The sequence below is a fragment of the Rhodococcus globerulus NBRC 14531 genome, from assembly GCF_001894805.1.
GTDB lineage: Bacteria > Actinomycetota > Actinomycetes > Mycobacteriales > Mycobacteriaceae > Rhodococcus_F > Rhodococcus_F globerula.
In genome coordinates, this window is record NZ_BCWX01000002.1 from 392,849 (window position 1) to 419,541 (window position 26,693).

Below are 26,693 nucleotides of genomic sequence, written 5' to 3' on the forward strand. Positions count from 1 at the left end.
CGTGGGTTGTCTTGGAATCAGCTTTCGGCCGCCACGCTCGCCATCCTGTACTCTACTTAGGTAACACTAACTTTGGAAGGATGTGGCTGTGGCCAAGCCGACGACAACCCTGACAGTTTTGCGAACTCAGAAACTGACTCCACACATGGTCCGCGTGTTCCTGGGAGGTCCGGGATTCGACAACTTCGCACCTAGTGAGTTCAGTGATTCGTATGTGAAAATCGAATTCGAGACACCGGAAGGTCAGGCTCTTCGGACCTATACCATCCGAAGTTACGACAGTAGTGCTCGCGAGATCGCGATTGATTTTGTTGTTCACGGGGACATCGGGATCGCTGGACCGTGGGCCGCATCAGTGGAAGCGGGCGCCAAGATAACAATCCGTGGGCCCGGCGGTGCCTTCGCGCCGGCAGAATCAGCCGATTGGCACCTCTATGCAGGCGATGAAACCGCCATTCCGGCAATATCAGCTTCCGTCGAGAGACTTTCGGGCGACGCGATCGGGTATGTAGTCGTCGAAGTTGGTAGTGCCGACGACGAGATTGCTATCAATGCACCGAATGGTGTTTCTGTGAAGTGGGTCCATCGAGGTGCGTCCTCGGACGCTGTTTCCGATGAATCCGCCGGCGACAATTCGCCGATTGTCACAGCAGTGAGAAACCTCGAATGGTTGCCGGGAAATCCGCAGGTATTCATTCACGGCGAAGCGCAGGCTGTCATGCATAATCTGCGCGCCTACGTCCGGAAGGAACGTGGAGTGCCGGCAGGTTCCGCGTCGATCTCGGGCTACTGGCGGCGTGGGCGCACGGAAGAGGGATTCCGGGTGTGGAAGTCGGAACTGGCAGCGGTTGAACGTTAGTTCGCAGCATCGGCCTTGCGGGCGAACAGCGCCAACGAGAGGGCCGCGAGTAACCCGAATGTCGGTATTGCGATGGCCATCGGTACGGCGGTATCCGGGCCCGCGATACCGACTAGTGGTGACACTGCTGCAGCCAATCCGAACTGACCCGCGCCCATCAATGCGGAGCCGGTTCCGGCTGCAGCAGTGACCTCGCCTTGTGCGAGCGCTGTCGCGTTGCCCATGATAAATCCGATGCTGGATACCGAAACGAACAGCGGAATGAGTAACGCGGCCGGGCTGGTTGAGTTGAAAAGCGCTGCAGTACAAAATAATACAGCTCCTGAGATTGTCAGCAGAGCAACTCCGAAGTTCAAGAGGGTGCGTGCGCTCAGGCGGCCGAGCAACCTCGCTGTGATTGTCGCCGCCACAACCATTCCCACTGCGTTGACCGCAAACACCATCGAAAACTGTGAAGGGGTCAATCCCAGGACGTTCTGCACGACAAACGGTGAAGCGGCGATGTAGGAGAACAGGGCGCCGAACCCGAATATGAAGGCCAGCGCGTAGCCGAGATAACGACGGTTTCCGGTGACATAGCCTAGGTTGGCGACGAGTGCTTTCAAACCGCCGCCGTGTCGACGCTCTGGCGGCAATGTTTCCGGAACGAGTGTGAGCACGCCGGCAACCATGACTGCGCCTGCGGCTGTCAGCACCCAGAAGATGCCTCGCCAACCAACCGGACCGAGCAGTACTCCACCGAGCAGTGGGGCAACGACTGGAGCGACGCCGCCGATGATCATCATGATGCTGAACAGTTTTGCCGCTCCGTTGCCACGGGCGCGATCGGCGATGCACGCGCGTGCGAGCACGATCGCAGCCCCGCCACTGAGGCCCTGGATCAGACGTGCACCGATCAGGAATTCGATGTTGGGTGCTAGAGCGCATGCCGCGCTTGCCAGCGTGGTGATCGCCGCGGCGCCGAGCAGAAGGCGTCGACGCCCTATTCCGTCGGAGATCGGTCCGATGATCAGCTGGCCGATTCCCAGTCCGGCCATGAATGTTGTCAGCGTCAATTGGACACTGGCGGCGGATGTATCGAGTGACTCGGCCATGATGGGAAGTCCCGGCAGATACATGTCGGTCGACAGTGGCGCTATTGCTGAAATCAGGGCAAGGATGCATAGCATTTTCAAGGGAATTGCTCGGTTCACCGGCCAACCCTATCGGCGAGGGTGCTTGAAGTTTCACGCGAGGCAGGCAACCTTATGAAGATGAGTGACGAATTACCGCGAGCGCTGTCGATCCACCTCGACGCGTATGCGGAGCACCTGAGGCTGGGGCGTGGACGGTCGGAGCACACCATCCGTGCGTACGTCGGCGATGCACGCTCGCTGTTGGAACACCTTGCTGCGCAGTCGACTGGAACCGATCTGGATGCTCTGGACCTTCGGGTGCTTCGTTCCTGGTTGGCACAGCAGTCCGCTGCCGGGACCGCGCGGACAACGGTGGCACGCCGCGCGTCTTCGGCGCGCGGATTCACCGCGTGGCTTGCGCGGACCGCGCGCATCGAGGTTGATCCCGGGGTGCGACTCGCTGCGCCACCAGCTAGGCGAACGTTGCCAGTCGTCTTACGTCAGAATCAGGCGATCGAGGCGATGGAAGCGGCGGAAAGTGGAGCGCAACAACATGATCCGATAGCTCTACGTGACCGGCTCATCGTGGAATTGTTGTACTCCACAGGAATTCGAGTCGGAGAACTGTGCGGCCTCGACATCGAATCGGTAGATGCGAACCGTCGATTGTTGCGAGTGCTCGGCAAGCGAAACAAAGAGCGTTCGGTGCCCTACGGCGTGCCGGCCGAATCGGCCATCGAACAATGGCTCGGGGTTGGCAGGCCACTGTTGGCATCGGAAAAATCGGGTAGTGCGCTGCTGCTGGGAAAGCGCGGCGGGCGGCTCGATCAACGCCAGGCGCGGTCGGTGGTGCACGAAACCGTCTCAGCTGTTTCGGGAGCGCCTGATCTATCGCCGCACGGTTTGCGGCATTCGGCAGCGACACATTTGCTGGAAGGTGGAGCTGACCTACGTGTCGTACAAGAACTGCTGGGACACGCGAGTCTGGCGACTACTCAGTTGTACACCCACGTCTCGGTGGAGCGTCTGCGTGCAGTCCACGATCAGGCGCATCCGCGAGCCTGAAAAGCTCGTCGAACGAGAGTTCCTCCCAGCCATTTGGTAGCGTCGAGACTCGGAAGGGCGGACCATCGGCACGGTTGGCACAATCGCGCTGCACCGCTCGTTGCTACGCAATATCCGGGGGAATTGTGAATCGCACAGATGTCGAACACCTGCCACAGGCCGGGGAACCGGCGTGGATTGCCGAAGTTGCTCCGGTTGTAGCTGCGCCTGCCGCGCCGTCCGAAGCGCGAGTGTGGCCGCAGGACTCCTGGTCGGCCCCGCCCCCGGTTTCGAACCAGATGAGCCAACAGCAAGTTACCAATCAAGATTTGGTAGCTGAAGCATTACTGAAGCGGTCCCGGCGAACGCCTCGCGGCGGGTGGCGACGTGGTGTTCACCGCGCGACCGGCGGATACGTCAACCTGGGGGAGTCCACCTCGGACCAGCGTCAACGCGCGTTGGTCGAGCGAATTGAACAACCGATACGGAACGACTACCGGATTGCACTCCTTTCTCTCAAGGGCGGCGTCGGAAAGACGACAGTCACCGTGGGTCTTGGATCGACCTTTGCTTCTCTTCGCGGAGATTGTGTTGTTGCCGTCGACGCCAACCCGGATTTCGGAACGCTGGGACAGCGCGTGCCGCTCCAAACCCGTTCAACTGTGCGCGATCTGATTGCATCGCGACCGGATATCAAGAGCTACTCGGACGTGCGCGCCCACACCTCCCAGGCGCCCAGTCGGCTCGAAGTTCTCGCGAGTGAACAGGATCCGGCGATCTCCGAGGCGTTCAGTGAGGACGACTATCGCCAGGTCATCGACATCCTGCAGGTGTACTACAACATCATCCTCACCGATTGCGGCACCGGCATCATGCATTCGGCCATGTCCGGGGTGCTCGATCTGGCCAACTCGCTGGTCCTGGTCAGCTCGCCCGCAGTTGACGGTGCACGAAGTGCTGCCGCCACTCTGGACTGGCTGCAACTACACGGATACGGGCATTTGGTGGAACGAACCGTAGTTGTCATCAGCGCCGCGCGGCCGGGTTCGAGCGTCATCGACATGGACGCGCTCACTGACTACTTCATGCGACGGTGCCGAGCGGTGACGGTTGTGCCATTCGACGAGCATCTCGCCGAGGGGTCGGTCATGGACCTGGAACTGCTCCGTCCGGCAACCAAGCGGGCCTTCATGGAGCTGGCCGCGATGGTGGCGGATGATTTTGCCGATGCGGCGGGCCGTCACGCTGTTGCTGAGTGGCGCTGAGCGTTCCCTAGCGTCCCAGCGGTTTGAGTCGCAGCGGCCGGTCATGGATAAGGCCGAGCGGATCCAGGTAGGTGCGATCGCGTCGTAGCCCCCAATGGAGACAGGCGGCAACAGCGCAGCCTTCGTGCCCGGGCTCGAGAGTGCCGATTACCGTCCCGAGGCCAACGCGGTCGCCCGCCGATACCACTGCGGTGACAGGTTCGTATGTGGTGCGCAATCCGCCGATGTGGTCGATGGACACCACTGGTTTGCCGGCAACCTGTCCGGCGAACACCACAACCCCGGGTCCGGCGGCAACTACGGCCTGTCCGGTCGAACCGGCCAGGTCGACCCCGCGATGTCCGGGCAACCAGTTCTTTTCGGGGTTGTCGAAGGTCCTTTCCACTCGCGGCCTTGGCATGAGTGGCCAATCGAACCGGTCTGCGGCGTCGGCGAGAGTCGGCCCGGCGCCGATCGTCACGGCAGTAACTCCGCACAGCACCAGGATTGTCCGGCGGATGGAATTCACTAGGGGCATCACTTCAGCCTGCAGTGCGCGTCCGCAGTGAAGGTGCAGATCAGGATGGTTTTCCACAGGTTCGGATTCCATCCACAGGTTTGATTCGGCACTGGCGTTGTAGTGCTGGTTATGGCATTGCGAGGCAAGGACGTACACTTGTCGAGCGGTCTGTGTTCGCACAGTCCGACTTCGCGCGCCCGCGCACGTTTTTTCGGCCTTCGGCTGGTCCTGTATTTCCGGATACGGGTCCGACGGCCGTGTGGGCGCCAGGGCGCAGTGCCACCGGCACCGCGCAGCAACCGAATGTGAAAGAGAGAACAACAATGCCTGTTGTAACTATGCGACAGATGCTTGACAGCGGTACCCACTTCGGGCACCAGACCCGTCGTTGGAACCCGAAGATGAAGCGTTTCATCTTGACCGACCGCAACGGCATCTACATCATCGACCTCCAGCAGACGCTGACGTACATCGACAAGGCGTACGAGTTCGTCAAGGAGACCGTTGCCCACGGCGGCACCGTCCTCTTCGTCGGCACCAAGAAGCAGGCGCAGGAATCCATCGCTTCTGAGGCAACCCGCGTCGGGATGCCTTACGTCAACCAGCGCTGGCTCGGCGGCATGCTCACCAACTTCACCACCGTCCACAAGCGTCTCATCCGCCTCAAGGAGCTCGAGGCAATGGAGCAGACCGGTGGATTCGAAGGTCGCACCAAGAAGGAAATCCTCATGCTCACGCGTGAGATGACCAAGCTGGATCGCACCCTCGGTGGTATCCGCGACATGGCCAAGGTTCCTTCCGCTGTGTGGGTTGTCGACACCAACAAGGAGCACCTGGCAGTTGCCGAGGCTCGCAAGCTGAACATCCCGGTCATCGCGATCCTGGACACCAACTGCGATCCTGACCTCGTCGACTACCCGATCCCGGGCAACGACGACGCGATTCGCTCCGCAGCGCTGCTCACCAAGGTTGTCGCTTCCGCTGTGGCCGAAGGCCTGCAGGCGCGTGCCGGACTGAGCGCCGACAAGGACGCGAAGCCCGAGACCGGCGCTGGCGAGCCCCTCGCAGAGTGGGAGCAGGAACTGCTTTCACAGGCAGCTCCGGCCGCAGAAGCAGCTCCGGCTGCTGAAGCCCCCGCTGCAGAGGCTGAGGCCCCCGCCGCAGAGGCACCGGCCACCGAGGCCTGATTCGTCGAAACCGGCCCTGACCAGAGTTCCTGTGGTCAGGGCCGTTTCACCGTTAGGCCCGTGCTTCATATTTAGTCCCTGGTCCGAAACAGACATATGAGGAGGCTCGCTAACCATGGCGAACTACACCGCCGCTGACGTCAAGCGGCTCCGTGAGCTCACCGGCTCCGGAATGATGGCGTGCAAGAACGCACTCGTAGAATCCGATGGCGATTTCGACAAGGCTGTCGAGCAGTTGCGCATCAAGGGTGCAAAGGATGTCGGAAAGCGCGCAGAGCGCACCACGGCTGAGGGTCTCGTTGTCGCCAAGGACGGCGTCATGATCGAGATCAACTGCGAGACCGACTTCGTTGCCAAGAACGAAGAGTTCATCAAGCTGGCCGACGAGATCGTGACCGTCGCCGCTGCAGGTAAGCCTGCTGACCTCGCTGCCCTCAAGGCACTCGAGCTCGACGGCAAGACCATCGAGACCGTCATCGCCGAGCAGTCCGCGAAGATCGGCGAGAAGCTCGAACTGAGCCGCGTCGCAACATTCGACGGCCCCGTTGCCGTGTACCTGCACAAGCGCAGCTCCGACTTGCCGCCCGCTGTCGGCGTTCTCGTCGAGTACACCGGTGAAGGCGACGCTGCTGCTGAGGCCGCTCGCGGCGCTGCAATGCAGGTCGCAGCACTCAAGGCCAAGTACGTCACGCGTGACGAGGTTCCCGAGGAGATCGTCGCTTCCGAGCGTCACATCGCCGAAGAGACCGCCCGCGCAGAGGGCAAGCCCGAGCAGGCTCTGCCGAAGATCATCGAAGGCCGCGTCAACGGTTTCTTCAAGGACGTCGTACTGACCGAGCAGTCTTCGGTTACGGATTCCAAGAAGACCGTCAAGGCGATCCTCGACGAGAACGGCGTGACCATCAAGCGCTTCGTGCGTTTCGAGGTCGGCGCCTCCGCTTAATCCGGAGCCCGTGCACATGGACCCCGCCAGAAGAGCAATGCTCATCCGGCGGGGTCTACGTGTACCTGGGGCCTCCGATGAGGCAGGATAAGAGTGCCTTCGGGAGCAGTCCCGGAAGATTGTTGTGTCGCCGGATCAAGTCGGCGATCGAATAAGGACTTATGGCCTACGGGTCTTGTATCGAACTGAGGAGAACAATGTCCGAACCAGCCAACGAACGTCCAGGATTCAAGCGGGTCCTGCTCAAACTCGGCGGCGAAATGTTCGGAGGCGGCAAGGTCGGACTCGACCCCGACGTGGTCACGAAGGTGGCTGAACAAATCGCGGAGGTCGTTCGATCAGGCGTGCAGGTAGCTGTGGTCATCGGCGGCGGTAACTTCTTCCGCGGCGCCGAACTGCAGCAGCGCGGACTCGACCGCGCGCGTTCCGATTACATGGGCATGCTCGGCACGGTCATGAACTGCCTGGCTCTGCAGGATTTCCTGGAGAAGGAAGGCGTCGACACCCGAGTGCAGACCGCGATCACGATGGGACAGGTTGCCGAGCCGTACCTGCCCCTGCGCGCACGCAGGCACCTCGAGAAGGGCCGCGTTGTCATCTTCGGTGCGGGTATGGGAATGCCGTATTTCTCCACCGACACCACCGCCGCGCAGCGCGCTCTGGAAATCGGTGCCGAGGTTGTTCTGATGGCAAAGGGCGTCGACGGCGTTTTCACCGCGGACCCGCGTCTCGATCCGACGGCAACGATGTACGACCAGATCACGCACCGCGAGGTCATCGAGCGGGAACTCAAGGTTGCCGACGCCACTGCGTTCAGCCTGTGCATGGACAACTCGATGCCGATCATGGTGTTCAACCTTCTTACCGAGGGCAATATCGCACGTGCGGTGTCCGGTGAGAAGATCGGAACACTGGTCAAGTCGTGAGCGACTCCCACGATCCGCTCGAAAATTCGACAGTGAACGACATGAATCAGAACGACATGGAGGAACAGCCGTGATTGATGAAGCGCTCTTCGAAGCCGAAGAAAAGATGGAAAAGGCTGTCGCGGTAGCCAAGGACGATCTCGGCTCGGTACGCACCGGCCGCGCTAACCCGGGCATGTTCTCTCGTATCGTGATCGACTACTACGGTTCGATCACTCCGATCACGCAGCTCGCGAGCATCAACGTTCCCGAGGCGCGCATGGTGATCGTGAAGCCGTACGAGTCTTCACAGCTGAACGCCATCGAGACGGCCATCCGCAACTCGGACCTCGGCGTCAACCCGTCCAACGACGGCAGCATCATTCGCATTTCGGTTCCGCAGCTCACGGAAGAGCGTCGTCGCGAGCTCGTGAAGCAGGCCAAGTCGAAGGGTGAGGATTCCAAGGTCACGCTCCGCAACATTCGTCGCAAGGCGATGGACGAGCTCAGCCGGATCCAGAAGGACGGCGATGCAGGCGAGGACGAAGTCGGCCGCGCAGAGAAGGAACTCGACAAGACCACGGCCAAGTACGTGCACACTGTCGAGGAACTGGTCAAGCACAAGGAATCGGAGTTGATGGAGGTCTAGACCTCCTCGCTTTCGTGTTTGTCGGTCGGTAGCAGATCAGGGAGTTTGGGTGCACGCACAAGAGGGAACCGCCGGCGGTCCCGTCACGGACGGGCCGACGGGGGGCGCTGTTGGCGCGCAGCCGCCGAAGTCGAAGGCGGGCAGGAATCTTCCCGCCGCCATCGGCGTCGGAGTTGGTCTCGGCGCATTGGTCATCGGGACACTGATCTTCCTGCCGCCGGGCTGGATTGCCGTCGTGGCGATTGCGATGTTCATCGCGACGTGGGAAGTTGCGACACGGCTTCGGGAAGCGGACATCGAAGTTCCACGGATCCCGTTGCTTGTCGGCGGTCAGGCAACGATCTGGCTCGGCTGGCCATGGGGCCCGGTTGGCGTGATCGGCGCTTTCACCGCCACGGTTCTGGTGTGCATGGTGTGGCGCCTTTTCGATCACGGACTCAAAGCCACTCCGAAGAATTTCCTGCGGGACACGTCGATCACGGTGTTCGTGTTGGCGTGGATCCCGCTCTTGGCGTCGTTCGGCGCTCTGATGGTTCTCGAAGACGACGGACCCGGTCGCGTGTTCGTCCTCATGATCGGCGTCGTGTGTTCCGACGTCGGTGGCTACGCCGCAGGCGTTCTGTTCGGGAAGCACCCCATGGTCCCGGCGGTCAGCCCGAAGAAATCCTGGGAGGGTTTCGCGGGGTCGATGATCTTCTGCGTAATCGGCAGCCTGCTGTCGGTGACGCTGATTCTCGACGCCAATTCGATGATCGGTGTCCTGCTCGGCGTTGTTCTGGTCATCGTCGCCACGGTCGGTGACCTCATCGAGTCGCAGGTCAAACGCGAACTCGGAATCAAGGACATGGGCACGCTCCTGCCCGGTCACGGCGGCATCATGGACCGTCTGGACTCGCTGTTACCGTCCGCATTCGTGACCTGGTTGATCCTGTACGCACTCGTGTGATCGAACGCAGCGTGACACCGATTCCCAGTCCGAATATCTGGCATTGGCCCGACGTGTACGAGGTGGAGAATCGTGCGCAGGACGTCGACGGCGCAATCTGGACGGCGATGCGTGCGGCTGTGGACTGGGCGGATCGTGACGTCGTGGACGTCGGCTGTGGGGCCGGTTTTCATCTGCCAGAGTTCGCGCGCACTGCGCGCCGGGTGGTCGGGGTCGAGCCGCACACGCCTTTGGTGCGATTGGCCCAGGATCGAACTCGCGACGACGCGAAGATCGACGTCGTTGCCGGGTCTGCCGAGTCGACCGGTCTGGCGGATTCGTCCGTCGATGTCGTTCATGCGCGCACGGCGTACTTCTTCGGGAAGGGCTGTGGCCGGGGCATCGCCGAGGCGATGCGAATCCTCAGGCCCGGGGGCGCATTGGTGATTGTCGATCTCGATGTCGGTGCGTCGCCGTACGGCGACTGGATGCGGGCCGATCTGCCCAAGTACGACCCGGCCGCAGTGGAAGCATTCTTCGAGGCTCAGGGATTTTCACTGAGCCGGGCTGACACCCGATGGGAATTTCGGAATCGGGACGATATGCGCAAGGTTCTCGGGATCGAATTCACCGAGAAAACTGCAGCGCGCGCGTTCTCGTCGGTGTCGGGTTTGTCGTTCCCGGTGCGCTATCGCGTGCACGTCCGATTCAAGCCGCGATCGTTGGAATTGCTGTGAATCTCTTCAGAAAGTCGCACGTCAGGCGCTCTTCATGAGCATGAGCGCCTGACGCATTCTGCACCGATTCAGAACTATGCCGAAATTAGTTCTGAGTCGGGATGTGGAAGAGGGTTGCCAGGGCGTGAATCTTCTTTGCCTTGGCCAGCCGCGGCAGGTCACTGCCATCACGTACGCGTGAGCCGTCCTCACCGAGATCGTCGATGACGTCCTGGGCCCAGGCGGCGTCGGCAACGGAGGGGCTCAAACCTGTGTTGACGGGTTCTGTTTGTGCCGGCGTCATGCAGAGCTTGCCTGCCATTCCGAGTGACAGCGTGATCGCACAATCGCGCGACAGCAGATCAAGGTCGGTACCCAACGTCGGGCCGTCGATGGGAGCGGCGATCCGGGCGGCACGGCTCGCGATGGTGAGCCGTGAGCGGGGATAGGACATGGATGTGGGGGAGTCGTCCATCCCGGTGTCGCGGCGGAAGTCGCCACTACCGAATGCCAGTCGGAACGTGCCCTCGGTTCGAGCGATTTCCGGTGCTGCCTCCAGTCCGACTGCCGATTCGACGAGAGCAAGAATCTTCGTGCCCTCTGGGAGGCGTTCGGCGGTGGCGTCTACCTGCTGACCGCTTTCGGTCTTCGCGAGCATGACGCCTTCGAGCCCTTGGAGGCCGGACAGCGCGGCGAGGTCCTCTTCCCAGAAGGGTGTGGTGGCGTCGTTGATACGCACCCAGGCACGGGCATGCCCGCTCAGGAACGCGACGACGTCTTCTCGGGCCTTCGGCTTGTGTGCCGGGGTGACCGCGTCCTCGACATCGAGAATCACGGCATCTGCAGCGCTGTTCAGCGCGGCGGTGAAGGTGTCCGGTTTGGACGCGGGGACAAGTAGCCAGGATCGCGCTTGTTCAGGTGCGATCCGCATGGTCACAGGTCTCTCCATGTGAGTGGTCACAGCAGGTCCTTTCCGGTGATTTGTACGACACCAATGATGCCTGGCAGACCACCGATCGACCCAATTGCGTAACTAGATTTCAGTCACAGCTGACGTTTGGCCGCGCGGCGAATCTGAACAATCCGGACACCGCCGGCAAGGGCCATGATGAGGGCGCCGGCAATCGCCGCCAGCAGGATGGTGATCCCGAGTGGGAAATCCAGTTGCCACGCCAGGATTTCGACCGACACGTTCTCGAGATTCTGCAGGATGAAGACAAGTAGCAGGATCAGCACAATTGCACCGATGACCAGGCCAACCCACGTTGTTGCCGCGCGAGTTCGGTCGGTGACGGCAGTTCCGGTGGGAGTCGGCGTGGGTTCTACTGGCGGCGCCGGGTCGTGTTTCTCCACGGCCGCCGTGTCATCGGTGGCGGGGAGTTGTGGGTCGGATCCGAACCCGTCGGCGGGTCCGTACACGGGTGCGTTCGAGGGATCCTCTGGTGTGCTCGACATGAGTTGATCATCACGCAAGAAGCACGAACATGCACGGGTTCTCGGCGCTCAATCGGGCCGAAGTAGGGGTGAACGCCAAATCAATGGGAGAATGGTGTAACTATGGCTGCCTCTCTTCCCCTCGTTTTCAATGCACCCAAGCGCGGAATGCCTCCTCGGCACCTCGCTGACCTCGACTCCGACGAGCGCAAAGAGGCGGTCAAGGAGCTCGGGTTACCGGCATTCCGGGCCGATCAGATCGCCCGCCAGTACTACGCCCGCCTCGAAGCTGATCCCGAGAAGATGACGGATCTGCCCGCAGCGGTGCGCGAGAAGGTGGGGGACTCGCTCTTCCCGAGGTTGCTGACACCCGTCAAGCATCTCGCGTGCGATGCCGGCGATACTCGCAAGACGCTATGGAAGGCGCACGACGGCACGCTTCTCGAGAGCGTCCTCATGCGGTACCCGGATCGCGCGACGCTGTGCATCTCCAGCCAAGCCGGCTGCGGAATGGCCTGCCCGTTCTGCGCCACCGGTCAGGGCGGCCTCGATCGCAACCTGTCGACGGCGGAAATCGTCGACCAGGTTCGCGACGCTGCTGCTGCCATGCGCGACGGTGAAATTGCGGGCGGACCCGGCCGTCTCTCCAATGTCGTCTTCATGGGCATGGGTGAACCGCTGGCCAACTACAAGCGTGTTGTCGCGGCCGTGCGTCGCATCACGTCACCGGCGCCGGACGGACTCGGACTGTCTCAGCGATCCGTCACCGTGTCGACGGTCGGCCTGGCCCCGGCAATCCGCAAACTCGCCGACGAAGGCCTGAGCGTCACGCTGGCGGTGTCCTTGCACACTCCTGACGACGAACTGCGCGACACCTTGGTACCGGTCAACAACCGGTGGTCGGTGGCTGAGGTTCTGCAGGCTGCGCGGTACTACGCAGATCAGACCGGCCGCCGTGTGTCGATCGAATACGCGATGATCAAGAACGTCAACGATCAGCCGTGGCGCGCGGACATGCTCGGAAAGAAACTCAAGAAGGCACTCGGAGGACTGGTTCACGTCAACCTGATTCCGCTGAACCCGACTCCGGGAAGTGAATGGGACGCGAGCCCGAAGGACGTCGAGCGGGAGTTTGTTCGCCGCGTCATCGCGCAGGGTGTGTCCTGCACGGTCCGCGACACCCGCGGCCAGGAAATCGCTGCCGCCTGTGGTCAGTTGGCTGCTGAAAACTGAAGTACCGCAACAAAAAACCTCCACGAACTCGAATTTCGTGGAGGTTTTTTTGTCTGCGTTGGTTATCGCGGGTGGCGACGGACGATCACGTCACGGATCAAGACGATCGCCATCAAAGCGGCGGTACCGATCAGCCACAGGTCTTCGACCTTGCCACTGTGATTGCCGATGATCATCAGGAGCAGGAATGCCGTGAAGAACCATCCGGCGATACGGAAAGTCTTGAGGCTTTCACCACTCCACCCCCATGCGGCAGAGGGAACCTCGGCCTCATCGACATGTGAGACCACGACGGGGGCGCTGGACTTGACGTCCAACTGGGTATCGGCCACGGTCGATCCTCCTGCTCAATAGGTTGCACTACTGCTCAATATGGTGGCATACGACCGACCGTCGTACGTAGTGGGGCGTCGATAAGGTTGTTCTCAGGTGTTATCGGCAACAATGGATGCGTGCAGGAAACCACACCCACCCGCGTCCTTCTCCTCGGCAGCACCGGTTCCATCGGTACACAGGCCTTGGAAGTCATCGCAGCCAACCCCGAACGGTTCGAGGTGGTCGGCTTGGCTGCGGGTGGCAACAACGTCGAGTTGTTGTCCGAGCAGATCAGGGCGACTGGCGTTACCGAGGTTGCGGTGGCGAATCCGGACGCCGCCGCCGCGCTCGACGGCGTAACTGCTCGATCGGGGCCGTCGGCCGCGGCGGAACTGGTTCGCGCCAGTGGAGCCGACGTTGTCCTCAACGCGTTGGTGGGATCACTAGGTCTGGAACCGACGCTGGCCGCTTTGGAGTCTGGCGCGCGACTGGCGCTGGCCAACAAAGAATCGCTGGTTGCGGGCGGCGCACTGGTGACCAAGGCCGCCGCACCCGGTCAGATCGTTCCGGTGGACTCCGAACATTCGGCACTGGCACAGTGCCTTCGCGGTGGCACAGCAGACGAGGTGTCTCGCCTGATTCTCACCGCATCCGGTGGTCCGTTCCGTGGATGGAGTGCCGATGCTCTTGAATCCGTGACACCCGAGCAGGCCGGTGCCCATCCCACGTGGTCGATGGGCCCGATGAACACACTCAACTCGGCGACGTTGGTGAACAAGGGGCTCGAATTGATCGAGACCAACCTTCTGTTCGGGATCGACTACGACCGCATCGACGTCACTGTCCATCCGCAGTCGATCGTGCACTCGATGGTCACGTTCCTCGACGGCTCCACCTTGGCGCAGGCCAGCCCGCCGGACATGAAACTCCCCATTGCGCTGGCACTGGGGTGGCCCGATCGGATTTCCGGTGCGGCATCGGCGTGCGATTTCACGAAGGCATCCACGTGGGAGTTCGAACCCCTCGACGAGACGGTCTTTCCCGCAGTCGCGTTGGCTCGTAGCGCGGGCAAGGCGGGCGGCTGTTTCACCGCGATCTACAACGCCGCCAACGAAGTTGCCGCGCAGGCATTTCTCGACGGCGTCATCACGTTCCCCACAATCGTCCGGACAGTGTCGGCAGTTCTCGACGACGCGTCGGAGTGGTCCGCAGAACCGACTACCGTAGACGACGTTCTGGCCGCAGACGGCTGGGCACGCACACGCGCGCGTCAGCTCGTGAAGCAGGAGGGCTAGAGCTTCCATGGTTTTTGCATTGGGCGTCATCCTGTTCGCCCTCGGAATCGGCGTGTCCATCGCCCTGCACGAAGCCGGCCACATGTGGACGGCAAAGGCGCTGGGCATGAAGGTCCGCCGCTACTACATCGGCTTCGGTCCCAAGATATTCTCCTTCCGTCGGGGTGAGACGGAGTACGGCCTCAAGGCCTTGCCGCTCGGCGGTTTCTGCGACATCGCCGGAATGACGGCGCTCGACGAGATGACGCCAGAAGAAGAGCCGCACGCCATGTACAAGAAAGCGGCGTGGAAGCGCGTCGTTGTCATGTCCGGCGGTATCGCGATGAACTTCATTCTCGGCCTGTTGCTGATCTACGGATTGCTCCTCGGCTGGGGCACGCAATCCACGGATCCTGCTCCAGCTGTTGTCGAGAAGCTCTCATGTGTCGCACCGACGCAGTACGGCCAGGACCAGAGCTGGGCGTTGGCGCCGTGTGAGGGAACCGGCCCTGCCGAAGCTGCCGGACTTGCCCCTGGTGATCGCATAACCGCGGTCGACGGAACACCGGTCGAGACGTTCAAGGAAGTGTCAACCGCAATCCGGGATACCTCCGGCACGGTGGATCTCACCGTCGAACGTGACGGCCAGATACTTCAGATTCCGGTTGCCGTGACCTCTGCCGAACGTTATGTCACGGGCGCAGGTAAGACGACGCCTGAGCTCACCAAGGTCGGGGCCGTCGGGATTGTCGGAGTCGAGCAGGCACGGGAGAGCTACAACGTGTTCACGGCCGTTCCGGCGGCCTTCGACTACACCGGCACGATCATGGTCGAGTCGGTGAAGGCGCTGGCAGATATTCCGTCCAAGGTCGGTGCGCTGTGGGAGTCGGTTACCGGTGGTGAGCGGGCGCAGGACACACCGATCAGTGTCGTGGGAGCGAGCGTGATCGGTGGTGAAGCTGCGGACCGCGCTGAGTGGCCGACATTTGTCCTGCTGCTCGCCTCGATCAACTTCTTCCTCGGCGTTTTCAACATCCTTCCGTTGCTGCCACTCGACGGTGGACACATCGCAGTGGTTTTCTACGAGAAGATTCGCGACTGGTTCCGTGCCCGGCGCGGACTTATTGCCGGGGGACCGGTCGACTACACCAAGCTTCTCCCGATCACTTACGTCTTCATCGTGATCGGTGGCGCGTTCATGTTGCTGACACTCACAGCTGACATCGTCAATCCGATCAAGATTTTCTAAGGCTGTGTGATCAGCGCAATCGTTTCGAGGCGCTCGCACAACCACGGCCCGGCTAAACTTGCAGTGAAGCTATGAAAGTAGGCACAGACGTGACCACCCCCATCGGTTTGGGAATGCCCTCCGCACCCGCAGCGATTCTCGCTCCGCGACGCACGACCCGTCAGTTGAAGGTCGGCAACGTGGGTGTGGGTAGCGATTTCCCCATCTCGGTGCAGTCGATGTGCACCACGAAGACGCACGACATCAATGCGACGCTGCAGCAGATCGCCGAACTGACCGCTTCCGGTTGTGACATCGTGCGCGTTGCCTGTCCACGCCAGGAAGACGCGGACGCTCTGGCGACCATCGCGAAGAAGAGTCAGATTCCGGTCATCGCGGATATTCATTTCCAGCCGCGCTACATCTTTGCCGCCATCGACGCCGGATGCGCCGCCGTCCGCGTCAACCCCGGCAACATCAAGGAATTCGACGGCCGTGTCAAAGAGGTAGCCAAGGCTGCCGGTGACGCGGGAATCCCGATTCGTATCGGCGTCAACGCAGGCTCGTTGGATCCTCGATTGATGGCGAAGTACGGCAAGGCCACTCCGGAAGCACTCGTCGAATCCGCGCTGTGGGAAGCCGGACTGTTCGAGGAACACGGTTTCGGTGACATCAAGATCTCCGTCAAGCACAACGACCCCGTTGTGATGGTCGAGGCTTACCGTCAACTCGCTGCAAAATGCGACTACCCGCTGCATCTCGGTGTTACGGAAGCCGGTCCGGCATTCCAGGGCACCATCAAGTCCGCAGTGGCGTTCGGCGCTTTGCTGGCAGAAGGTATCGGCGACACCATTCGTGTGTCACTGTCCGCGCCGCCGGCTGAGGAAATCAAGGTCGGCAACCAGATCCTGCAGTCCTTGAATCTGCGTCCGCGCAAGCTCGAAATCGTGTCGTGCCCGTCCTGCGGACGTGCACAGGTCGACGTCTACACGTTGGCCGATCAGGTGTCTGCTGGTCTCGAAGGCATGGAGATCCCGTTGCGCGTGGCCGTGATGGGCTGCGTTGTCAACGGACCAGGAGAAGCCCGCGAAGCCGATCTCGGAGTGGCGTCCGGCAATGGCAAGGGCCAGATTTTCGTGAAGGGTGAGGTCATCAAAACGGTGCCCGAAGCCATGATCGTCGAGACTCTCATCGAGGAGGCTATGAAGATCGCGGAAGCCATGGAAGGTGAATCTCCCGACGGCGCACCGGTTGTCACGGTGAGCTGATGAACCTGTCGGCACTGTGAGTTGAGCAATAGCCGGATGAAACCTTCCCGCAAGTTCCCGGTTCGTGGCAATCTGGGTGCACAAGTCTGCACGGCGCGGGCGCACTGAGAGCGGAGGGGTCAATCAATGCTGAAACTCCTCGGAGCCAAGCCGGTCGGGGGCCGCGATCTCGACGACGTTCGTCGTGTCCTCGACGCCGACCCCATTGCGTCGTGCATGATCGCTTCACGCGTCGAGGAATGCGGCGTTGATCCTCGCATGATCCACGGCGAACTGTGGAGCCGCGGCGGCCCGTCGTCGTCGTTGTGTTTTGCCGGCGCCAATCTTGTGCCTCTTCGCGGAGACATCGACAGCATCCGTGCGTTCGCGGATCGGGCGTGCCGGATTCCGCGAATGTGTTCGTCGGTGGTCGGCCGGGCCGAATTGGCCTTGCCGCTGTGGGAGATGCTCGAGTTGGATTGGGGGAGCGCGCGGGAGGTGCGGGCCGAACAACCTTTGCTCGCGGTGTCCGAACCCCTTTCATGTTTGTCCGATCCGTTGGTCCGGCAGGTCCGGCCCGACGAACTCGACATCTATCTACCCGCTGCCGTCGCCATGTTCATCGAAGAAGTGGGCATCGATCCCCGGACGAACGACGGCGGACGTGGATACCGTCATCGTGTCGCGAGCTTGATCGCGTCGGGCCGAGCGTGGGCAAGAATCGACGACGGCCAGGTTGTCTTCAAGGCCGAGGTGGGTTCCGTGTCGTCACGGTGCGGTCAGATCCAAGGGGTGTGGGTCAATCCCGAATTCCGTGGTCGTGGATACGGAGTGACGGGGACGGCCGCAGTCGCCGAATCGATCATGGCAACCGGCAGGGTCGCGAGTCTGTACGTCAACAGCTTCAACACGGTGGCACGGTCCACGTACGCGCGGGTCGGGTTCCGGCAGGTCGCAACATTTGCGACCGTTCTCCTCGATTGAGTCGTGCCTCCGCTGCGTCGAGTTTGTGTCGACTTAGTATGGGGTCCGATGAACACTCGGACTTTCACGCGTAGCCGCTCCGCCCAAATCCTGGCGTCCTGCACTGCTGTTTTGCTGGCGGTGGGGGTTAGCTCATGCACTCCGAAGCCGGCGGGGCCGGAACCTGTGGCTCAGCAGTTCTTGAGTGCGTTTGCAGACCGGGATATCGAGGAAGCAGCGGGGTTGACGGATCGACCTGACGCGGCCGGGGCTGTGCTGAGCGATACGTGGGACGAGTTGCAGGCCGAGTCGATGACGGCGGAGACCACCAAGGTCAAGATCGACGGCGATACCGCGACGGTTGGCTACACCTACGTCTGGCACCTCCCGAAGGAGCGTGTCTGGACGTACGACGGTGAAATGCAGATGGGCCGCAAGGACGGAGGCTGGTCCGTCCGTTGGAGTTCCACCGACGTCCACCCGAAACTCGGTGACAAGCAGACCATGTCGTTGCGGTCGAAACCGGCGCCCCGGGCTCGCGTCAACGAGCATTCGGGAACCGATGTTCTGGTTCCGGGAATCGTGTACCGGGTCAAGTTCGATCGCTCGAAGAGTTCCGACGTCGTCGGTGCGGCAAACGCCTTGGCCGCGACCTTGGCTCAGTTCGATTCCACGCTGTCGGGCCAGTCGATCGCAGAGTCGTCGACGGCTGTGAAGGGTGACTACCTGGTCACTCGTTTGCGTAGCGACGACTACGAGCGGGTAGCGGCGCAGTTGGCCGGGATTTCCGGGGTGAGCGTCTCCGATGAATCGGATCTGGTGTCCACCGATCCGGAGTTTGCACCGGACCTGCTGGGGCAGATAAAGAAGACGATCATCGACGAGGTAGACGGCAAGGCCGGGTGGAGTGTCGTCACGGTCAACCAGAACGGCGTCGATACCGATATCTTGACGGAGACTGCGCCGCAACCGGTTCCGTCGTTCACCATCAGTCTCGACCGCAATATTCAGATCGCCGCGCAACGTGCCGTCAATGTGAATGCGGATCAGGCGATGATGGTGGTGATCGAGGCTTCCACCGGCGCGATCCTGGCGGTAGCCCAGAACAAGGCGGCGGACCGCGACGGTCCGGTCGCGACGACGGGCCTGTACCCGCCCGGTTCCACGTTCAAGATCGTGACTGCGGGTGCCGCAATTTCCGGTGGGCAAGCGACACCGGAGACGATGGTACCGTGCCCCGGTCGCATCGAGATCGGTCAGCGAAGTGTCCCGAACTACAACGAGTTCTCACTCGGGACGGTACCGATGGCAACGGCGTTCGCCCGTTCGTGCAACACAAGTTTCGCGAAACTGGCCAGTGAGATGGAACCCGATGCATTGACCACTGCGGCAGCGCAGTTCGGTATCGGCCCCGATTACAACATCGTGGGATTGCCGACCGATTCCGGTTCGGTCCCGCCCGCGCCGGATCTGGTGCAGCGCACCGAGGACGGCTTCGGGCAGGGCTTGGTGGTCGTGAGTCCGTTCGGTATGGCATTGGCTGCAGCGACGGTGGCCCACGGGTCCACGCCGGTGCCGCAACTGATTTCGGGTCGGGAAACCGTCATCGACGGTGACCGCACGCCCATCAGTCCGGAGATGGTCGACGGTTTGCGCGGCATGATGCGCTTGGTGGTTACCAGTGGTACGGCTGAGCGCGTCGAGGATCAGGGTGAGGTGTACGGCAAGACCGGTGAGGCCGAGGTCGACGGCGGCTCGCATGCATGGTTCGTCGGGTATCGGGGTGACTTGGCTTTTGCGACTTTGGTTGTGCGCGGCGGAAGTTCGGACAATGCCGTCGGCGTAACGCGGGACATGTTCGCAGCTCTCCCGGAAGGTTACTGACCTTCAGCGTTCTGCGAGATGCTCCGGGTCGATCTCGGGGCCGCCTCGCCCGGATCGCTTGTTCACGGCGTAGGTGACGAGCCAGAGAACTGCTCCGATCCCGAGGAGAATCCCGGCGATCTGATATTGCACGACGGGACGGTCGGCGATAGGTGTGACCAGTAGGCCCGAGGTGATGGCGCCGAGGATTGGAAAGATTGTCGGAACCCGGAAGTGCTTGTGTTCCACGGGATGTCTGCGTAGCACCAGAACTGCGATGTTGACGATGGTGAAGACGCACAGCAGCAGTAGTGCGGTGGTTCCGCCCAGTTCCGGAACCTCGCCGACAAAGGTGATCAACCCGAATGCGACAAGCGTCGTGAAGATGATGGCGACATAGGGTGTGCGCCTGGTGCGGTGGACTTTGCCGAACGCCGACGGAAGTATGCCTTCGCGACTGATTCCGTACAGGAGTCGCGATGCCATCAGCATGTTGATCAGTGCCGTGTTTGCCACGGCGAACATCGTGATGAACGCGAAGATGCCAATGGGGAATCCGGGTGCCCCGGCCTGGACCACTTTGAGGAGTGGGGTGTCACCTTCGCCGAGCTCGCTCGGGCTTACCAAGGCAATTGCGGTGATGGAGACCAATATGTAGATGATTCCGGTGATCACCAGTCCGGTGAGGAGAACCTTCGGGAAGATCCGGGTCGGTTCCTTGCATTCTTCAGCCATGTTCACCGAGTCCTCGAAACCGACCATCGCGAAGAACGCGAGCGCGGTGCCGGCGATCACCGCGGAGAGGGTGCTGCGATCGCCGGTGTCGAATGTGGTGACTCGCGCGAAATCGCCGTCGCCGACGCCGAGTGCCCACAGACCGATCATGATGATGATCAACAGTCCGGACAATTCGATGCAGGTCAGCACTACGTTTGTCTTGACGCTTTCGCTGACACCGCGGAAGTTGACGATCGCCACTACCGCCATGAAGGCGATACCCAACAGCGTGATACCTATTCCGGTGGTGAAGTCGAGGTCGAATGCCTCGACAAAATTGGCTGCGAATGCCCGCGATGCGGTGGACGCGGATGTGATCCCGGAGCACATGACGGCAAAGGCAACCATGTACGTCAGGAAGTGGATGCCGAATGCTTTGTGTGTATACAGTGCTGCGCCTGCAGCTTTGGGATACTTGGTCACCAGTTCGAGGTAGCTGAACGCGGTGATCATCGCGATCACGAACGCGACGAGGAACGGTACCCAGACTGCGCCGCCTACCTGATTGGCGACCTTTCCGGTGAGTGCGTAGATACCAGTGCCCAGGATGTCTCCGACGATGAACAGGAGAAGCAGGCCGGGGCCCATGACGCGTTTGAGGCTCGGTTGTTCCGAGGATTGCTTGTTGTCCATGGTTTCCGACATCAGCGTCACCCTTCGTTGCGAGCGCTCTCGGCCATCCAGCCGTACATGCTCCTGGGCTGCGCCCAGTTTTACGGCAGTATGCCCAATCGTCGTGCCGTCACTACTGCTTCGTGGCGCGAGCTTGCGTCGAGCTTGCCCATTGCGCTTCTCAGGTAGCTCTTGACGGTTTCCGCGCTGACTGAGAGACGCTGTGCTGCTTCGATGTTGGTACATCCAAGGGCGACCTGTGAGAGGACGTCGATTTCGCGTGGCGTCAGGGTCACGGCCGAGGCCATGTCGCGGTCAGCGGGGCTAAGGATCGATGCGAGACGTTGCGAGAGTCCGCGGAGTTTGATCTGCAGATCGGTATCCGTGACGCTGTTTGCGACACTGCGCAGTTCGGCGTGCACGTCGCGGATCTCTTCGGTGGACATGCCGTCGCTGCTTGCGGCGGACGCGGCTTGCAGGAGCTGGAGGCGGCGGTCGACTTCGTCGCGGATCGCGAATTCCATCCCCAGTCGACGGGAGGCGGACACCATGACGTCGCCGGCGCGGTCGCCGAGTGGGGCGCTCTCACGGATTGCGGCATACAGCACAGCCCGAGATTTGCCGGCAACCATGACCGGAACGGCAATGATGGAGTGCAATCCCTCGCTCAGCACCGGTCGATCGAAGTGATGAGTGATGGATTGGGAGTTGCCGTAGTCGTGAACCAGGATCGGTGCTCGCTGCGCGACGGCGCGGCCACCCATGCCGAAGCGCGGCGGGATGGCGAGGCCCTTGAGGTTGTTGGTGCGCGTGCCGACAAATTCGGTGAGGTGCAGGGTCTCGTCCTGTACTTCACCGCCGAACAGCACGGGAACAACGCCCTGAGCGGCGATCGAACGGAGTTCGCTCCGCATGGCGTCCCCGTCTCGGGGGCGTAGAAGTGACGATGAACTTCGGGTCACGCCGCACCCCTTTCCGGGGGTAGTGAAGTTTCCTTGTGAGCTTGATCATAAGTGGTGGACACTGCGTATGACGAGTCGGTGATCAAACCCGCCGACCCACAATACGACCATGAAAAAGGAGCATGTTGATGAGCACCGATCCCACGGCGCGGGTGCGTGAGCTTTTGGATCAGTACGACACCCCCGAGGCCAGCGCCGCAGAACTGCTCTGCGACCGGCACCCCGCGGACGGCGTTGCCTTCACCGTCGTCGAGGCAGACCTTAGCTCAGTGGACCTCACGTACGGGTACCTACGTGAGCAGTCCGCTCGGTTTGCCGCGGCACTGTCGGACCTCGGAGTCGAACCGGGTGACCACGTCGCGACGCTCATGGGCAAGTCCGCCGATCTGGTGGTCGCGTTGCTCGGTATCTGGCGCCGCGGCGCAGTTCACGTGCCGTTGTTCACCGCGTTTGCCGCTCCGGCAATTGCGTTCCGCTTGACTGCCAGCGGCGCGAAGGTCGTCATTTCCGACGCGAATCAGCTGGAGAAGTTGGCACGGGGTGAAGACATTCCCGCCGACGCCCCGTGGCGCATCATCGTCGCGGGTGGCGCTGTCGGCGACGAGTTGGACTTCGGCACCCTGGTCGCGGCGCAGGACGCCGAGGATCCGAAGGGCGCTGCTCAGGCTGTCGGCGGCAACGGCCCGATGGTGCAGTTGTTCACGAGTGGCACCACGGGAACGCCCAAGGGCGTGCCGGTTCCGGTGCGTGCGCTGGCGTCGTTCCACGCGTATCAGGAGTTCGGTCTCGACGTCCGCGGCGACGACGTGTTCTGGAACGCCGCTGATCCGGGCTGGGCGTACGGCCTGTACTACGCGTTGCTCGGACCGTTGGCCGCAGGCACTCGAAGCCTGCTACTGCACGCCGGTTTCTCCGCGCCGTTGACGTGGCAGATCATCGAGAAGTTCGGTGTCACCAATTTTGCCGCAGCACCGACGGTGTACCGCAGCCTGCGCGCTGACAAAACACCTGTCCCCGCCGGTATCTCCTTGCGGCGCGCGTCGTCCGCAGGTGAGCCGCTGACGCCGGATGTTGTTGCGTGGTCCAAGGATTCGCTGGGCGTCGAGGTTCGGGATCACTACGGGCAGACCGAGCACGGCATGTTCATCGTCAACGCGTGGGCCGACGGTCTGCGTGAGGACGTACGCCCGGGTTCGATGGGTCTGCCATTGCCGGGCTGGTCCACCGCTGTGCTGGAAGACAATTCCGACGACATTGCTCCGGCCGGGACACCGGGCCGGGTGGCGATCGATACCCACAACAGTCCACTCATGTGGTTCACCGGGTACGTCGACGCACCGGAGAAGACGAAGCAGCGCTTCACCGAAGACGGACGCTGGTACATCACCGGCGACGCGGGCATGACGGATGAGGACGGTTTCTACTTCTTCTCCTCGCGTGACGACGACGTCATCATCATGGCGGGCTACCGCATCGGCCCCTTCGACGTGGAAAGCGTGCTGGTCATGCACGAGCACGTCATCGAGGCTGCGGTTGTGGGTATGCCGGACGAGTTGCGCGGAGAAGTTCTCGAGGCGTTTGTCGTTCTGCGCGAAGGCGTCGATGGTGACGACGATTTGGAGAAGGAACTGCAGACCCTGGTGAAGAAGAAGTTTGCCGCTCACGCCTACCCGCGTACGGTGCACTTCGTTCCGAGCCTGCCCAAGACTCCGAGTGGCAAGGTTCAGCGGTACATCTTGCGTAAGGGGTAATCCCACTGTGCGCCTTTGTTAACCGCGGGCGGTTGACAAAGGCGCACAGCAGGTTTTCAGAGTCCGAGTTGATCGGCAGTTTGTTCGGCCAGGGCAGGGCCGAGCGTCATTCCGCGCCCACCGGGACCGGCAACCACCCAGATGTTGTCGGCAGCTTGCGCGCGGTGAACCAGTTGTGTGGGATCGAGGCATTGGCTGTACACGCCGGCCCAACGCTTGACGATCGGTGGAAGATCGCGTCCGAGAAGGGTTTCCACGACGCCGGACAGGTGACGATACGGCTCCTCGTCCACGTCGAAGTTGAAGGGCTCCTCGTACTCGTGGGTGTCGCCGATCGTGAGCCCGCCGTGCAGGCGCTGGACGCACAGGAGTTGCATGCGGTGCTGTTCGGCAGTCGGCTCTTGAGGCTGGACTTTGTGGAGGGTATCCAGTGCGGGGCCCGCAAAGCCGGGGTAGTACCGGAAGCTGTCACCGTCGGCAATTGCGGTGGTGAGCTTTTCGCCGAGCGGCGCTGTCTGCATCATCTGCAGGCGCACTCGGCGAAGGGGAAGATCTCCGGCCAGGTCGCGGGCCAACCCGCCCAATGTGGCTCCGGGGCAGACGATTACCAGGTCTGCGTCGTAGCTGCGTCCGTGGTCGTCGCGAATGTGAACGCCGGATTCGGTGGTGGTGATCTCGCGGGCTTCCGTGCCGGCGTGGAATGTGTACCTTCCGGTGGCGCCGAGGTAGCCGCGGATTGCCGGGAGCGCTTGGCGCGATTCAACGGCTGCGTCGAGAGTGCAGTGCAAGCCGCCGAGGAACTTGCCTTGGAGTGCGGGGTTGATGACGCGAACTGCGTCGGCGTCGAGAAGTGAAAAGCCGCGGTGCTCGGCATCTTCTCGCCCAAACGCTTCCTCGGCTACCGCAACTTCCTCCTCCGTGCGCATCAGCGTGATGGAGCCGGCCGCGCGGTATCCGATTCCCGGGACGCGTACGGCTAGATCGGCCCATAGTTCTCGCGATCGGAGAGTGGCCTCGAGTTCGTGAGGCGCTCGCCCGGATACCCAGACCAATCCGAAGTTTCGTACCGTTGCACCACGGGCCTCGGGTTCACGTTCGAGATGGATGACGTCGTGTCCGCGGCGGATGGCCTCGTCGGCGTGCGTCGTTCCGAGTATCCCGCCACCGACAATCAAAATTTGCATGAAGCGATCATGACCTTTGGTCTAGACCAGCAAGGATCATCGAAACGAACAACAGGTTAACGATTGGTATAGACCAGTCACGGGGCGTCCATCGGTATGTCGGCAAGAAGTGCGGTACCGCTGCCGGCTCGAGAAATGATTTCCAACTGGCCGCCGAGGGCCTCGACGCGATCCCTGATTCCGGTCAGTCCGGACCCTTTGGCGGGGTCGGCACCTCCGGACCCGTCGTCGCGGACCGAGAGCTCGAGGTGCGTGCCGGTCGTTCTGGCTTGCAGGTGCACCCCCGACGCGCGGGCATGTTTAGCTGCGTTTGTCAGGGCTTCCGCTGCGACGTAGTACGCCGCTACTTCCGTGGATTCCGGCACTCGCGGGTCGAGGTGCAGATCCAGATCGACGGGAATCGCGGAGCGGCGGGCAAGGGCTTTCAGTGCTGGGCCGAGACCTCCCTTGGACCGGATTGCGGGATAGATTCCGCGTGAGATTTCTCGGAGATCGGCGGAGACATCGTTGAGTCCTGCCACGATGTCGGATATCTGTTCCTTGAGCGCGGCCGGTTCGGTATCCGCCGACGCTTCGGCGGACCGGAGCGCGAGCCCAAGCGAGACGAGGCGCTGTTGTGCACCGTCGTGCAGATCGCGTTCAAGTCTGTGCCGTGCGTCGTCGGCGGCGGCGACGATCCGGGCGCGCGACGCGGTCAGTTGTGTGTGGGCTTGAGCGTTGGCGATTGCGGTTGCCAATAGATCAGTGAAGTCGCCGACGCGCGCTTCGGTGTCTGGCGGCAGGGGATCGGGGCCGGTTGACCCGACCACCGCCGAGCCCCACAGGTTGCCGTCGACGACGATCGGGACGCCGACCTCCGAGTTCTGCGCCGAGTCGATCCGGGCGCAGTGGCCGGAGCGGAAGACTCGTGCCGCAATACTTTCGCCGTCGACGGGGTGGGGTGCACCGTGCGCAGACCCACCGACCGGTTCTGTGTTGGAGGCAACCAACATGGACATACCGTCAGGACTGAAGCAATACAGACCGGTCGATCGATTGCCCAGTATTCGGGTCAATTCCGCTGCGACGGAAGCGCATACGTCCGACGGGGAAGTGCCGTGCGCAATCAGGGTCGCAACGCGTCGGAGTGCGGCCTGTTGCTCTGCCAGTGCCCTGAGCTCCGCATGGCTCGCTTCGATCATCTGTTGGGCCACGCGGCGCTCCGTCACGTCGCGGCCGGCCGCATAGAGCGAATCGCGCGCCGGGACGGTGTTCCATTCGATCCATCGCGCGGAGCCGTCCTTGCAGACGAGTCGGGATTCGAATTGTGCAATTGGAAGACCTCGGGCCAGATCGTCGAGAGCCTCGATGGTTCGTGCTCTGTCGGCAGGATGGACAAGATCCAGGAAGGGTCGCTTCAACATTTCCTGTGACGTGTACCCGAGTGCCTTCTCGAACGCCGGGTTCACTCGCTTGCAGAAACCGTCGATGCCGCCGATGCAGAGCAGATCGGACGAAAGATCGAAGAACTTCTCGAGATCGTCGACGCCGACCGCGGATGCGTGATGGCTCGATTTGCGATCACGAGTCGAGCGCAACAACTCCGTCAGGCGGCCCAACAATCCGACCGTCTTACCCGGGGCGATTCTCGTCCGAAAAATATCCATGAGTAACCCGTTGCGACAAAAATTGCCGCGGCCATACCGCCCAGCGCTGACGAGGCATCGGTTTCCTGCTTCAGTCTACGGCGACGGCAGGTGACTA

25 protein-coding genes are annotated in these 26,693 nt (G+C 61.9%); 16 read left to right on the forward strand and 9 right to left on the reverse strand.

Features of this window, described 5'->3' with window-relative positions; translation table 11 throughout:
- The first annotated feature begins 88 nt into the window (after positions 1-88).
- Positions 89-859, forward strand: coding sequence for a siderophore-interacting protein (locus RG2_RS10470; RefSeq protein ID WP_033236527.1), 771 nt, complete (start codon positions 89-91; stop codon positions 857-859).
- On the opposite strand, the gene RG2_RS10475 is transcribed toward RG2_RS10470, so the two are convergent.
- Positions 856-2,028: a multidrug effflux MFS transporter gene (locus RG2_RS10475; protein WP_033236526.1), complete on the reverse strand. Its 1,173-nt coding sequence runs from the start codon at positions 2,026-2,028 to the stop codon at positions 856-858. The genes RG2_RS10470 and RG2_RS10475 overlap by 4 nt on opposite strands.
- Positions 2,029-2,106: 78 nt before the next feature.
- Between RG2_RS10475 and RG2_RS10480 the strand changes: the two genes are divergently transcribed.
- Together RG2_RS10480 and RG2_RS10485 are read left to right on the forward strand one after the other, a co-directional pair.
- Positions 2,107-3,039: a tyrosine recombinase XerC gene (locus RG2_RS10480; protein ID WP_033236525.1), complete on the forward strand. Its 933-nt coding sequence runs from the start codon at positions 2,107-2,109 to the stop codon at positions 3,037-3,039.
- A 278-nt stretch (positions 3,040-3,317) separates the two neighbouring features.
- Positions 3,318-4,283 carry a MinD/ParA family ATP-binding protein gene (locus tag RG2_RS10485; protein ID WP_371851314.1) on the forward strand — a complete coding sequence of 322 codons (966 nt, stop codon included), beginning with the start codon at positions 3,318-3,320 and terminating at the stop codon, positions 4,281-4,283.
- Between the two features lie 7 nt (positions 4,284-4,290).
- Here the strand turns inward: RG2_RS10485 and RG2_RS10490 are convergent, their stop codons facing one another.
- A complete protein-coding gene (locus RG2_RS10490) occupies positions 4,291-4,800 on the reverse strand; it encodes a M23 family metallopeptidase (RefSeq protein ID WP_033236605.1) in 510 nt (169 codons plus the stop codon).
- 305 nt (positions 4,801-5,105) lie between these two features.
- On the opposite strand from RG2_RS10490, the gene rpsB reads away from it, so the two are divergent.
- From rpsB to RG2_RS10520, 6 genes are all read left to right on the forward strand, one after another.
- Positions 5,106-5,969, forward strand: a complete 864-nt coding sequence (gene rpsB / locus RG2_RS10495; RefSeq protein WP_033236523.1) for a 30S ribosomal protein S2 — start codon at positions 5,106-5,108, stop codon at positions 5,967-5,969.
- 115 nt (positions 5,970-6,084) lie between these two features.
- Entirely contained in the window at positions 6,085-6,912 is an 828-nt protein-coding gene (gene tsf, locus RG2_RS10500) for a translation elongation factor Ts (protein ID WP_033236522.1), read from the forward strand.
- Positions 6,913-7,109: 197 nt separating this feature from the next.
- Positions 7,110-7,838 carry a UMP kinase gene (gene pyrH / locus RG2_RS10505; protein WP_033236521.1) on the forward strand — a complete coding sequence of 243 codons (729 nt, stop codon included), beginning with the start codon at positions 7,110-7,112 and terminating at the stop codon, positions 7,836-7,838.
- Between the two features lie 70 nt (positions 7,839-7,908).
- Positions 7,909-8,466: a ribosome recycling factor gene (frr, locus tag RG2_RS10510; RefSeq protein WP_033236520.1), complete on the forward strand. Its 558-nt coding sequence runs from the start codon at positions 7,909-7,911 to the stop codon at positions 8,464-8,466.
- A gap of 49 nt (positions 8,467-8,515) precedes the next feature.
- Complete coding sequence (locus RG2_RS10515) at positions 8,516-9,412, forward strand: phosphatidate cytidylyltransferase (RefSeq protein ID WP_033236519.1); 897 nt, start codon at positions 8,516-8,518, stop codon at positions 9,410-9,412.
- A gap of 11 nt (positions 9,413-9,423) precedes the next feature.
- Positions 9,424-10,128, forward strand: a complete 705-nt coding sequence (locus RG2_RS10520; RefSeq protein WP_165826301.1) for a class I SAM-dependent methyltransferase — start codon at positions 9,424-9,426, stop codon at positions 10,126-10,128.
- Positions 10,129-10,213: 85 nt separating this feature from the next.
- On the opposite strand, the gene RG2_RS10525 is transcribed toward RG2_RS10520, so the two are convergent.
- Positions 10,214-11,056: an HpcH/HpaI aldolase/citrate lyase family protein gene (locus tag RG2_RS10525; RefSeq protein ID WP_033236518.1), complete on the reverse strand. Its 843-nt coding sequence runs from the start codon at positions 11,054-11,056 to the stop codon at positions 10,214-10,216.
- 95 nt (positions 11,057-11,151) lie between these two features.
- Positions 11,152-11,562 carry a LapA family protein gene (locus RG2_RS10530; RefSeq protein WP_072782454.1) on the reverse strand — a complete coding sequence of 137 codons (411 nt, stop codon included), beginning with the start codon at positions 11,560-11,562 and terminating at the stop codon, positions 11,152-11,154.
- Positions 11,563-11,664: 102 nt separating this feature from the next.
- Here RG2_RS10530 and rlmN point away from each other — a divergent pair, with 102 nt between their 5' ends.
- Positions 11,665-12,774 carry a dual-specificity RNA methyltransferase RlmN gene (gene rlmN, locus RG2_RS10535; protein ID WP_033236517.1) on the forward strand — a complete coding sequence of 370 codons (1,110 nt, stop codon included), beginning with the start codon at positions 11,665-11,667 and terminating at the stop codon, positions 12,772-12,774.
- A 62-nt stretch (positions 12,775-12,836) separates the two neighbouring features.
- On the opposite strand, the gene RG2_RS10540 is transcribed toward rlmN, so the two are convergent.
- Positions 12,837-13,106, reverse strand: coding sequence for a DUF2631 domain-containing protein (locus tag RG2_RS10540; RefSeq protein ID WP_033236516.1), 270 nt, complete (start codon positions 13,104-13,106; stop codon positions 12,837-12,839).
- A 120-nt stretch (positions 13,107-13,226) separates the two neighbouring features.
- On the opposite strand from RG2_RS10540, the gene dxr reads away from it, so the two are divergent.
- From dxr to RG2_RS10565, 5 genes are all read left to right on the forward strand, one after another.
- A complete protein-coding gene (gene dxr / locus RG2_RS10545) occupies positions 13,227-14,384 on the forward strand; it encodes a 1-deoxy-D-xylulose-5-phosphate reductoisomerase (RefSeq protein ID WP_033236602.1) in 1,158 nt (385 codons plus the stop codon).
- A 7-nt stretch (positions 14,385-14,391) separates the two neighbouring features.
- Entirely contained in the window at positions 14,392-15,612 is a 1,221-nt protein-coding gene (locus tag RG2_RS10550; protein WP_033236515.1) for a M50 family metallopeptidase, read from the forward strand.
- 89 nt (positions 15,613-15,701) lie between these two features.
- A complete protein-coding gene (ispG, locus tag RG2_RS10555; protein ID WP_033236514.1) occupies positions 15,702-16,859 on the forward strand; it encodes a flavodoxin-dependent (E)-4-hydroxy-3-methylbut-2-enyl-diphosphate synthase in 1,158 nt (385 codons plus the stop codon).
- A 126-nt stretch (positions 16,860-16,985) separates the two neighbouring features.
- A complete protein-coding gene (locus RG2_RS10560) occupies positions 16,986-17,822 on the forward strand; it encodes a GNAT family N-acetyltransferase (protein ID WP_033236513.1) in 837 nt (278 codons plus the stop codon).
- Positions 17,823-17,870: 48 nt separating this feature from the next.
- Positions 17,871-19,685 carry a penicillin-binding transpeptidase domain-containing protein gene (locus RG2_RS10565; protein ID WP_051730722.1) on the forward strand — a complete coding sequence of 605 codons (1,815 nt, stop codon included), beginning with the start codon at positions 17,871-17,873 and terminating at the stop codon, positions 19,683-19,685.
- A 3-nt stretch (positions 19,686-19,688) separates the two neighbouring features.
- Here the strand turns inward: RG2_RS10565 and RG2_RS10570 are convergent, their stop codons facing one another.
- Positions 19,689-21,086: an APC family permease gene (locus RG2_RS10570; RefSeq protein WP_033236512.1), complete on the reverse strand. Its 1,398-nt coding sequence runs from the start codon at positions 21,084-21,086 to the stop codon at positions 19,689-19,691.
- A gap of 68 nt (positions 21,087-21,154) precedes the next feature.
- On the reverse strand, positions 21,155-21,967 hold the full coding sequence (locus RG2_RS10575; RefSeq protein ID WP_051730721.1) for a LuxR C-terminal-related transcriptional regulator: 813 nt from the start codon (positions 21,965-21,967) through the stop codon (positions 21,155-21,157).
- Between the two features lie 176 nt (positions 21,968-22,143).
- Between RG2_RS10575 and RG2_RS10580 the strand changes: the two genes are divergently transcribed.
- Positions 22,144-23,766: an AMP-binding protein gene (locus RG2_RS10580; protein ID WP_033236600.1), complete on the forward strand. Its 1,623-nt coding sequence runs from the start codon at positions 22,144-22,146 to the stop codon at positions 23,764-23,766.
- Positions 23,767-23,822: 56 nt separating this feature from the next.
- Here RG2_RS10580 and RG2_RS10585 read toward each other — a convergent pair whose 3' ends face one another.
- Together RG2_RS10585 and RG2_RS10590 are read right to left on the reverse strand one after the other, a co-directional pair.
- Positions 23,823-24,950 carry a TIGR03364 family FAD-dependent oxidoreductase gene (locus tag RG2_RS10585; RefSeq protein ID WP_033236510.1) on the reverse strand — a complete coding sequence of 376 codons (1,128 nt, stop codon included), beginning with the start codon at positions 24,948-24,950 and terminating at the stop codon, positions 23,823-23,825.
- Positions 24,951-25,027: 77 nt separating this feature from the next.
- Positions 25,028-26,596 (reverse strand): sensor histidine kinase, encoded by a 1,569-nt coding sequence (locus tag RG2_RS10590; protein ID WP_080711844.1) that lies wholly within the window; start codon positions 26,594-26,596, stop codon positions 25,028-25,030.
- Positions 26,597-26,693 lie beyond the last annotated feature (97 nt).

Coding starts and splice junctions, on each gene's coding strand:
- RG2_RS10475 (WP_033236526.1), bottom strand. CDS start 2,028: ATGCTATGCATCCTTGCCCTGATTTCAGCAATAGCGCCACTGTCGACC.
- pyrH (WP_033236521.1), top strand. CDS start 7,110: ATGTCCGAACCAGCCAACGAACGTCCAGGATTCAAGCGGGTCCTGCTC.
- RG2_RS10550 (WP_033236515.1), top strand. CDS start 14,392: ATGGTTTTTGCATTGGGCGTCATCCTGTTCGCCCTCGGAATCGGCGTG.
- RG2_RS10560 (WP_033236513.1), top strand. CDS start 16,986: ATGCTGAAACTCCTCGGAGCCAAGCCGGTCGGGGGCCGCGATCTCGAC.
- RG2_RS10565 (WP_051730722.1), top strand. CDS start 17,871: ATGAACACTCGGACTTTCACGCGTAGCCGCTCCGCCCAAATCCTGGCG.
- RG2_RS10580 (WP_033236600.1), top strand. CDS start 22,144: ATGAGCACCGATCCCACGGCGCGGGTGCGTGAGCTTTTGGATCAGTAC.
- RG2_RS10525 (WP_033236518.1), bottom strand. CDS start 11,056: ATGGAGAGACCTGTGACCATGCGGATCGCACCTGAACAAGCGCGATCC.
- RG2_RS10485 (WP_371851314.1), top strand. CDS start 3,318: ATGAGCCAACAGCAAGTTACCAATCAAGATTTGGTAGCTGAAGCATTA.
- RG2_RS10585 (WP_033236510.1), bottom strand. CDS start 24,950: ATGCAAATTTTGATTGTCGGTGGCGGGATACTCGGAACGACGCACGCC.
- rlmN (WP_033236517.1), top strand. CDS start 11,665: ATGGCTGCCTCTCTTCCCCTCGTTTTCAATGCACCCAAGCGCGGAATG.
- RG2_RS10590 (WP_080711844.1), bottom strand. CDS start 26,596: ATGGATATTTTTCGGACGAGAATCGCCCCGGGTAAGACGGTCGGATTG.
- RG2_RS10480 (WP_033236525.1), top strand. CDS start 2,107: ATGAAGATGAGTGACGAATTACCGCGAGCGCTGTCGATCCACCTCGAC.
- RG2_RS10570 (WP_033236512.1), bottom strand. CDS start 21,086: ATGTCGGAAACCATGGACAACAAGCAATCCTCGGAACAACCGAGCCTC.
- tsf (WP_033236522.1), top strand. CDS start 6,085: ATGGCGAACTACACCGCCGCTGACGTCAAGCGGCTCCGTGAGCTCACC.
- RG2_RS10575 (WP_051730721.1), bottom strand. CDS start 21,967: ATGCGGAGCGAACTCCGTTCGATCGCCGCTCAGGGCGTTGTTCCCGTG.
- rpsB (WP_033236523.1), top strand. CDS start 5,106: ATGCCTGTTGTAACTATGCGACAGATGCTTGACAGCGGTACCCACTTC.
- RG2_RS10530 (WP_072782454.1), bottom strand. CDS start 11,562: ATGTCGAGCACACCAGAGGATCCCTCGAACGCACCCGTGTACGGACCC.
- RG2_RS10490 (WP_033236605.1), bottom strand. CDS start 4,800: ATGCCCCTAGTGAATTCCATCCGCCGGACAATCCTGGTGCTGTGCGGA.